This is a genomic window from Bacillus sp. 05T22, from assembly GCF_056396765.1.
The window spans coordinates 1-9,334 of record NZ_JBFTMC010000143.1 but is presented as its reverse complement, the minus strand read 5'-3'; the positions used below and the strand labels follow the sequence as shown (position 1 = coordinate 9,334).

Below are 9,334 nucleotides of genomic sequence, written 5' to 3'. Positions count from 1 at the left end.
TATAAAAGCAAGAAAAAATTTCATCCTAATCCCTTGCAATAATTTAATCTTCAATTTTGTATCCGACTCCCCAAACATTTTGTATAATTTTTGATTCCTTTGGATTTTCTTCTATCTTATTTCTTAATCTTGCAATATGAACCATGACAGTATTATTACTTTCATAGGAAGTTTCTCCCCACACACTTTCAAATATTTCTTCTAATGTGAATACTCGATTTCGATGTTTTGCCATCAGATGCAATATATCATATTCCGTTTTTGTAAGATTGATTAACTTTCCATATATTGTTACCTTTCTAGATAGTTGATCTATTTCTAATCCTCTAATTTGAATTTTCTGTTCATGTAGTTGACTTGGAATTTGGTTGAAATATGTATACCTTCTTAATTGTGCTTTCACCCGTGCCACGAGCTCAATCATACTAAATGGTTTTACAATGTAATCATCTGCTCCTGTACTTAATCCAATGACTTTGTCTATATCCGACGATTTTGCACTTAGGAAAATAACTGGGATGTTATACTTTTCCCTAGTTTTTCTACATACTTCAACTCCATCCATTCCGGGCATCATAATATCAAGAATGACCAACTGAATGTCATTCGTATCTAATATATACAATGCCTCTTCTCCATTATAAGCTCTTAAGACTTTAAACCCTTCTTGTTTCAACTGCACCTCAATGAATTGAACAATATCTGCGTCATCATCTACGATTAATATAGATTGTTGTTTCATAGTCCATCCTCTTCAATGTTATTTGAAATATATTCCACACACCTATATTAACATGTGATAAAAGAGAATCATCATTTCTTTTTAATTAGATTTCCAAATTATCCTTATAATTATTTTCAGCACACTTTTAATCTTGTTTTACTTACAATCAAAATAAAAATGCACGTCAGCATACAATAGAGCCACTTATATAAAGATCGATTAAAAAACATTTTGATGCATTTTATTATTACTCTAAGTCATTGTTAAAAATTTGATATTTTCTAATTTCAATACAAACTAATGAATATCTAGTTTTATAGGAGTGAGAGAATGTTCCCTATATTAGAAACAGAACGGCTAATTTTGAGAGAACTTACAGAATCCGATGCACAAAGTATATTAAATTGTTTTTCTAATACAGATGTATTACGTTACTATGGTCAAAACCCATTAAGAAATATAGAACAGGTAAAACAAATCATTAGAAATTTTGCAGAAAGTTATAATGAAAAACGTGGTATTAAATGGGGAATTGAGTTAAAAGGTAAGAAAGGTACTAGTATTATTGGAACAATTGGTTTTCACGATTGGTCTTCAGAACATAGAAGAGCCGAAATAAGTTATGCACTTTTCCCTGAGCAATGGGGAAATGGCTATGCTACTGAAGCAGTTTCTACAGTTATATCATATGGTTTTAATACTCTTAATTTAACACGTATCGGAGGAGTTGTTTTTCTTGAAAATGAATCATCAAATCACTTGTTAACAAAACTAGGATGTGAATGACCCCTCCTTAACACTCTTATCGATTACTTGTTGCTTTTGCATATCAGAACGTGTATACAATTGTTTGTTTTCCTTATATTTTCTTTGTTTATCTAAAAGAGCAGAGTTATAAATTTGACGACAATATTGTAGCCAACGATCTAACGTTTCTTTTTGTTCTTTAGTTGGGAAAATCTCGTATTTTTGGCTTAGCAACATTGTCATCCCCTCCCCCTTTTTTCGATATAGTTTTTCAGATTCCTAACACAAAACAGAATATACGTTCCCTTTTCTCCTAGTATACACAAAGTTACATAAAAAGGAAATAGAAACTTCGTGCTATGCACGACCAACGTTCATCTCCTCCCTATCACCTGGGCTATGCCCTACACGTGCTTGAGGAAGGGGACTTCTGTTGGAGTACTGTTAAAAAAGAGGGAATTCTGAAAAATTATATGTATCAAAATGATGTTCCACATGATACAAATGTTTATTCTTTACTGAAATCTATTTAATAGAAGGCATACACAATTCCTTTCATTAACAATATAATTTTCAAACTTAAATGCAAACTCTCCTTTGAAAAGCTTTTTCTAGATTTGTTTTAAAATAATTCTAAAATCCATAAAAAAAGAGCTAATGCCTCCATATCAAGCAATTCGCTCTTTTTTTATAGATTATTATTTTTTGCTTATAAACGCATGTTTATACGTATATCCCCCACCAAATTGATGCTTTTCAATGCCTTTTACATATTCCTTCTGTATATATGCCGAACCAGTATGATAAAGCGGGGCGATTGCAGCATCTTCCAATACTATTTGCTCCGCCTCTTGTAAGGCTTTCCATCTTTTCTGTTGGTCTAGTACAATATCATATTTTGCTTTCTTTATAAGGTCATCATAATAAGAATTCGAGTACCCCATCTTATTATTCGGATTATCTGTCGTAAATAATTCTAAGTAACTTATCGGGTCTTTATAATCTGGCCCCCATACTACCATAGATATATCATATTGTCCTGTTTGTTCTAGCTGTAATTTTTGCTTAAATGGTTGCTGTTTAATCTGCACTGTTAAACCTTGTAAATGCTTTTCTAAATCCCCTTTTATATATTCAGCTATACGTTTCGCATTATCTTGTTCAAATGTCAAGAACTCTACTGTGACACTTTCTATACCAAGTTCTTTTTTCGCATCTTCCCAAAGTTTTTTTGCTTTTTGCAAATCATAACCAGCAATATTTCCATTTTCCTTTCGAAAATCTTTTCCATTTGTTTCATTCGTATATCCTATTGGTATAAGACCTTGTGCAGGAACTGCGCCATTATTCATAAAATGACTTACAAATCCTTCTTTATTCAGTGCTAAAGAAATAGATTGACGAAATTTTTTATTTGCCAGAAAAGAATTTGCTTCATTAAAACGAAGCATCGCTATTGCGGACTCGCTTGCCATATGTAATTCTTTATTATCTTTATATCGATCTACAAACATAGAATTTATAGGAACTCGATCAAGACTACCAGATTCATATAAATTTACAGCTGTCATTGTATCTTTTACAATATGAAAGTTTATTTCATCTAGCTTCACTTTCCCCTTATCCCAATATGTATCATTTTTCTTTAATTGAAATTCTTGTTCATGCTTCCATTTTTCTAACACAAACGCTCCATTGTATATAAGATTATCTGGTTCTAATCCATAACGATCTCCTTGTTCTTTCACAAATGATTCATGCTGTGGTAAATAAATAGGCAACGCTAATAATTGCAATAAATAAGGGACAGGCTGCTCTAACTGTACTTCTAGCGTATAATCATCTAATGCCTTTACTCCTAGTCGATCAGTAGCCAATGTACCTTTATTAATTTCTTGTGCGTTTTTTATATAAAATAGCATGTATGCATATTGAGATGCTGTTCCAGGACTCAATGTCCGTTTCCACGAAAAAGTAAAATCATGTGCTGTTACCGATTCCCCATTTGACCATTTTGCATCTTTACGCAAATGGAATGTATATCTTTTCCCATCCTCACTTTTCTCAAATGACTTCGCCACACCAGGTACGGGCTTGTCTTGATTATCTAGCACATACAACCCTTCAAATATATTTTGCATCACATGTGATGATGTACCATCCATCACTTTCGCTGTATCAAGAGAAGGAATTTCTTCTGATACTGTTACATTTAACACTTGTTTTTGAGTCTCTTTATTAACTTTATTCGCTGTACTACTACAAGCCGATAAAATCAAAGATGTGACAAGTGTAATTACTAGTAAGCGGCTCTTTTTCTGCTTCATGAATTTTTCTCCTTAAATTCAAATAATATTATAAAACGTTATACATTATAACAGAAGGACCAGTATAAAGTCGTGATATTCTATTGAATATTTATTGTTTCACATAAAATTCACAGAAAAAACGCTCCCCTCTTGTATTTTATTAAAAAGGGGAGCGTTCGTTATCAATTCCGCTATTTCAACTACATCTTCAATCCTCGTTTATAACAACTTGCCTCAAAAATAATTCGCTCTTCATCTAATGTTTTACATTCACCATTCCACACAATATGTTTCCCATTAATTACAACATCAGATACATCTTTTCCACTTGCTGCATACACAAGGTGTGACAACACTTCTTCTGCTGGCTGTAGATGCGGCTTATTGGATGGATCAATTGTAATAAAGTCAGCACACTTTCCTACTTCAATGGAACCTGTTTGTTTCATCCCAATGACTTCTGCCGCTCCTTTTGTTGCGAGTGAAAGAGCTGTTTCAACTGGTAATGCAGTCGCATCTTTATGAATACCCTTTTGCAATAAAGTTGCAACTCGAAGCTCCTCAAACATATCTAAATTATTGTTAGATGCAACGCTATCTGTTGCAATACCAACTTTGATTCCCGCTTCTAACATTCCTTTAACATYCGCTATACCAGACCCTAATTTTAAATTGCTATTTGGATTGTGTGCTACACGAACGTCATGTTCCGCTAAGAATGCGCGCTCATCTTCATTTAACATAACGCCATGTGCAATAACTGTCGGTCTCTTAAATACACCACAGCTTGCTGCATATTCTACGGGACGTTTGCCATATTGCGCTTCAATATCGCGTACTTCACGCTCTGTTTCTGAAAGATGGATGTGAACCATCGTATGGTTTTCCACCGCGATTCTCGCACACTCTTCTAACATTTCAGTAGAGCATGCATATGGACTATGAGGAGCGACCATCGTTGTTAACATGCCGTTTTCACTGTAATATCGTTTTACATATTTTTCAGCATCTTGAATTGCTTTCTTTTCATCCTCTTTCGTTCCAAAGCTAAATAAAGTTCTTGAAACAGCCGCACGCATTCCACTATTACGAACCGTTTCCATAATCGCGTCCTGATCTACACCAATTGGATTAAACATATCAGAAAATGTTGTCGTCCCACTCTTCACCATTTCTAATAAACCAAGTTCTGTACTAGCAACCGCAAGCTCTGGCGTAAATTGACTTTCAAGTGGCCAAATTCTCGTTTCAAGCCAAGGCTGTAATAACATATCATCGCCAATTCCGCGTAAAAGACTCATCACAACATGCGTATGTGTATTCACAAGACCTGGAAATACCCATTTCCCTTTAAGATTTACTACTTCATCTACTTGATTTCCATTAGAGAATTCACCATTTCTCACTTCTATAATTTTACCATCTTCTACAAGAATATATCCGTTTTGTAACACTTCATTCTGTTCATTTAAAGTTACAATCGTAGCGCTTACATAAGCTGTTTTCAAAAGTATTTCCCCTCTCAACTCTATGAAGTACGTTCCCTTTGATAAGTTACCACCATTATAGTAACTTATTAAACATTAAGAGTCAAAAGATATTTCACTTCAGACAAATTCTATTGCATAAAGATATGCATTTTCTGTTTTAAAGTATAATATTGCCTATCATTTGTGTCTGCAAATGCTTCTTCTCTATTAGAAGGAATATCCATATAAGCTATCTCTTCAAAAAATTGTGTTGCTGTAAAATCATATCGCTTTCCATTTATAACATTGTAAAAGTGCCAACCTTCGCCAACTTGCGTCTTTTTTATTTCCCCTCCAAACAAATCATGTATAACAAGTGCTGTTACACCACATTGCCCTTTTGCCGGATTTTCTATCGTCCACTTTGAACTTGTTTCAAGTGACCAAGATTTCATTAAAATCTTGTAGATTTGTGCGATTTCAAAACCGTCCATTTCAGCATCTCCTATGTATACTCATTTTTATACATCATATTGCAAAAGTGGCAGAACACGATCTTTAAAAACTGTTGAAGGTGTCTCTCCAATCAATTTTGCACCCATTTTCATGTAGTAGCCTTTCGCATTTGGATCACTATCAATTGTAAAACTCTTAATTTCTAATTCAACTGCTTTTTCTACGACACTTTGCCATAGAATGTTACCATAACCCTTTCCCTTATAATTTGGATGTAAATATAAAAAATCGAGAACATCTTCTTCTTTTCGTTGAAATGAAAAAAAACCAATTTTCACTCCTTCATTTTCTAAAATATATACGTAGTGATTTTTAATATACTCTTCCGTAATCGTTAAATCTTCCTTACATGCTAGTATAAATTCTTCGCTATAATCCCAAGTTGCCTTTGATGTTAGTGCTATATGACTTAGTTCATTTGCCTCGTTTAATAATGCTTTCCTCACTACCATTTCTCCCTCTCCCTTTCCTTTAAATTACAAAAAGAACCCTTACTGATACTTTATCATAGTAAGAGTTCTCTCATCATTTTAATCTACCTTCGCTCCATAACACCTCGCCACAGCAACCGCCTGCGTTATATCCAATCTTACATTCTGTAAATCAAATGCTCTAAAGTCAATTCTATCCACTACAGCTCCTCTTAAATCTGCACCTATAAGCTTGGCTTTTCCTAATTGTGCACCTGTTAAATCAACATCACGTAAATCAGCTTTTTCTAAATTACACTCACAAAGATCCGCTTCAACTAAGCGAATACCCTTTAATTTTTGTTTACTTAAATTCGCAAATCTTAAATTTGTATATGACCAATCACCAAATACAATCGTTATTCCATCTAAATTCGCCTCTTCAAAATCAGAACCCGTCATTTTACATTCCTCAAACTTAGAAACAAATAAATTTGCTCCAGAAAATTTACAATTTGCAAACGTACTTCCCTGGTGAATTGAAGCATTAAAAAGAGCACCTGTGAAGTCACATTCTATGAAATTACAATTTTCCGTTACAATTTCTGATGCATCTACACCTCTAAAACGACACTTTATAAATGTACAATTTTTTAATTCCTCTTCTTTTATAGCAACATCGCGAAAATCTATTTCTATATACTCTTTATTTACAAATTCACTCATACTTTCCCTCCAAATTCCCAAAAAGAAACCTCACTACAACAAAAGTGAGGTTTCTTTTTATATAATATGTTCATCTAACCAAGAAATCAAATCTTGAAATACTTCATCCCTATTTACTTCATGGAACATTTCGTGCCTTCCATTTTCATATAGACGAAGTGTTACATCTTTCACACCGCAATTTTTATACATATCGTATACTTCTTTTACGCCTTTCCCCATATCTCCCACTGGATCACGATCTCCGGAAAAAATATGTATCGGGAGGTCTTTAGGTGTTTTTTTATATTCCTCTAGTTTATTCACTTCAAGCACACCGTTAAATAATTCACGATAAAAACTTGTTGAACAAATAAAACCACATAATGGATCTTCTATGTATCTATCAACTTGATTTGTATCTGAAGAAAGCCAATCAAACTTTGTACGATTCGGTTTAAAGTTCGAATTAAAATTTCCAAATGATAAAAAGTTCAACATTGGGCTTTTTGTTTTTGCACCACGAAGCTTCATTTCAACTGTTGCCACTCTATGACCTACTACACCTAAAAACCCAGGATTTCCACCTGTCCCAGAAATAAGGAATCCATCATATAGTTCACCACGAAGTTGTACAGCACGTCTAGATAAGAAAGAACCCATACTATGCCCTAATAAAAAAAGTGGACAAGTATGTTCATTACGAATAAGTTCCGATACAAAGATTATGTCAGTAACAGCTTGATCCCAGCCAATATTCGGTTCAAAATGGCCGTAATCCTCTTCTTGTTTTGCTGTTTTTCCATGTCCCCGGTGATCATGAGCATACACACCATAACCAGCTTTCAACAAAGCATCAATGCATTCTGTATAGACACCAGCATGTTCCGTCATACCATGTGCAATCTGTACAATTCCACGAAGTCCACTTTCCGGCAGCCACTTACGTAAATAAATTTCCGATCCATCCAATACCGTAACAAAGCTTTCCTGTATGTTCATTTTGACGGCCTCCAAATCTATATAATCTATTGCAGAACAATAGCAATCTATATCCTAAAAAAATGAATCACTATTCATTCTTCTTACTATGTATTATATGCAATTGTTTTCGTTATGACAAACACTGTATTTTCTAAACGAATCCTCAAATTATTTTATCTTGACGAACAATAAATATAATTATATAGTTACTTACGTAAAGTAATCATTATATTTTTAGGAGGTAGCAATTATGATACCATCATTATTTTTAGCACACGGCTCACCAATGCTTGCTATTCAAGATACAGATTATACACGTTTTCTAAAAACACTTGGAGAAACATATAAACCAAAAGCAATTGTTATTTTTACAGCACACTGGGAAACTGAAGTATTAACCATCTCATCTTCAGATAATGAATATGAAACCATTTATGATTTCGGCGGATTCCCTCCCGAAACGGATATATCTCCGTAAACTTTTAWGTACATATTCTTCAAATATCATCCAAACCTTTAATTTTCAAACATATCACGCATTAAAGGTTCACTGTACATAAATAGGACGCTCACGATAAAATGTGTACATGTTGATTTGAAATAAAGTCGTACCGGTTTGAAGAAAGTTTAACCGTTTTAGAGGAAGATTTTTCAAGAAAACATTGTTGTTGCAAGGTTTATAAAAACTTTTGATCGAACTTTCTTATAAAATTTGTATACGGGGTAGCACCACATCGCTATCAAGCTAAGCTCATACAACGTTAATTATTATAGAGGTTGTTTCTTTTTTATAAAGATTATGTGTAGAGAATTTAAAGATTTGCATACGAAATAAACCCTATCGGGTTTATTTCGTATGCAGATTTTGAGACAGCTGATATAAATTCTTTAGAAAAAAGAAAAAATCTAGTTGAACGGAGTTTCACTTAGTCTTAGCTTGATGGGTATGGGGTCCCACCCACATTTTAACGAAAACATACGCTAAGCAAATTTCGACTGTGAAGAGCAGCTGAGGAAGCTACACGAAAAAAGGAAACAGACAACTATAGCTAAGGTTGAGGAAGCTATAAAACGTCTAACCAAGAGCTCTAAAGCAATTAACTTCAATAGTGTGGCAGAAGAAGCCGGAGTGAGTAAAGCCACACTGTATAACCATACAGAGCTCAAAGAACGCCTCAATTTCTTGCGAAATCAACAAGAAAAAGCATTTGTGGACTCTAGGATTAAACAGGACGAGAACAATCAAAATGCCGTCATCGTTTCTCTTAAAAGAAGAATTGAAAAGTTAGAGAAAAAGAATAAAGAGCTTGAAGAAGAAAATAAGCAATTGCGTGAAAAAGAAAATAAAAAGTTTACTAATTACTTCATGAAGTTATAAAATTAGGACCGTACATATTAGACATATCTAAAATGTACGGTCCTTTTGTTTACTAGTGGTTCACTTATCTAACCTAAAGATAAGTATGTGGT

Annotated in this window: 10 protein-coding genes and 1 pseudogene; 3 read left to right on the top strand and 8 right to left on the bottom strand. The window is 33.8% G+C overall.

Features of this window, described 5'->3' with window-relative positions:
* Window positions 1-43 precede the first annotated feature (43 nt).
* Window positions 44-742, bottom strand: a complete 699-nt coding sequence (locus tag AC1DIT_RS25405) for a response regulator transcription factor (protein WP_016114424.1) — start codon at window positions 740-742, stop codon at window positions 44-46.
* A 312-nt stretch (window positions 743-1,054) separates the two neighbouring features.
* On the opposite strand from AC1DIT_RS25405, the gene AC1DIT_RS25400 reads away from it, so the two are divergent.
* Entirely contained in the window at window positions 1,055-1,510 is a 456-nt protein-coding gene (locus tag AC1DIT_RS25400) for a GNAT family N-acetyltransferase (RefSeq protein WP_016114423.1), read from the top strand.
* On the opposite strand, the gene AC1DIT_RS25395 is transcribed toward AC1DIT_RS25400, so the two are convergent.
* The 7 genes from AC1DIT_RS25395 to AC1DIT_RS25365 all read right to left on the bottom strand — a co-directional run bounded on the left by AC1DIT_RS25395 (window position 1,496) and on the right by AC1DIT_RS25365 (window position 7,882).
* Window positions 1,496-1,714: a helix-turn-helix domain-containing protein gene (locus AC1DIT_RS25395; protein ID WP_077295453.1), complete on the bottom strand. Its 219-nt coding sequence runs from the start codon at window positions 1,712-1,714 to the stop codon at window positions 1,496-1,498. The two genes, AC1DIT_RS25400 and AC1DIT_RS25395, sit on opposite strands and share 15 nt — an antisense overlap.
* 455 nt (window positions 1,715-2,169) lie before the next feature.
* Window positions 2,170-3,798, bottom strand: coding sequence for a peptide ABC transporter substrate-binding protein (locus AC1DIT_RS25390; RefSeq protein ID WP_016114421.1), 1,629 nt, complete (start codon window positions 3,796-3,798; stop codon window positions 2,170-2,172).
* A gap of 182 nt (window positions 3,799-3,980) precedes the next feature.
* On the bottom strand, window positions 3,981-5,306 hold the full coding sequence (locus tag AC1DIT_RS25385; RefSeq protein ID WP_476998490.1) for a bifunctional S-methyl-5'-thioadenosine deaminase/S-adenosylhomocysteine deaminase: 1,326 nt from the start codon (window positions 5,304-5,306) through the stop codon (window positions 3,981-3,983).
* A gap of 92 nt (window positions 5,307-5,398) precedes the next feature.
* Window positions 5,399-5,743 (bottom strand): YunG family protein, encoded by a 345-nt coding sequence (locus AC1DIT_RS25380; protein ID WP_016114419.1) that lies wholly within the window; start codon window positions 5,741-5,743, stop codon window positions 5,399-5,401.
* Window positions 5,744-5,770: 27 nt separating this feature from the next.
* Window positions 5,771-6,217: a GNAT family N-acetyltransferase gene (locus AC1DIT_RS25375; protein ID WP_016114418.1), complete on the bottom strand. Its 447-nt coding sequence runs from the start codon at window positions 6,215-6,217 to the stop codon at window positions 5,771-5,773.
* Window positions 6,218-6,295: 78 nt separating this feature from the next.
* The gene (locus AC1DIT_RS25370) at window positions 6,296-6,901 is read right to left on the bottom strand and encodes a pentapeptide repeat-containing protein (RefSeq protein WP_016114417.1); all 606 of its coding nucleotides are present in this window, start codon (window positions 6,899-6,901) and stop codon (window positions 6,296-6,298) included.
* Window positions 6,902-6,958: 57 nt separating this feature from the next.
* Window positions 6,959-7,882 carry an alpha/beta fold hydrolase gene (locus tag AC1DIT_RS25365; RefSeq protein WP_016114416.1) on the bottom strand — a complete coding sequence of 308 codons (924 nt, stop codon included), beginning with the start codon at window positions 7,880-7,882 and terminating at the stop codon, window positions 6,959-6,961.
* Window positions 7,883-8,114: 232 nt separating this feature from the next.
* Here AC1DIT_RS25365 and AC1DIT_RS25360 point away from each other — a divergent pair.
* Window positions 8,115-8,324 (top strand): annotated as a pseudogene (locus AC1DIT_RS25360) (dioxygenase); the annotation flags it as partial.
* Between the two features lie 549 nt (window positions 8,325-8,873).
* Window positions 8,874-9,242 (top strand): DUF6262 family protein, encoded by a 369-nt coding sequence (locus tag AC1DIT_RS25355; RefSeq protein WP_033671114.1) that lies wholly within the window; start codon window positions 8,874-8,876, stop codon window positions 9,240-9,242.
* The last annotated feature ends 92 nt before the right edge of the window (window positions 9,243-9,334 follow it).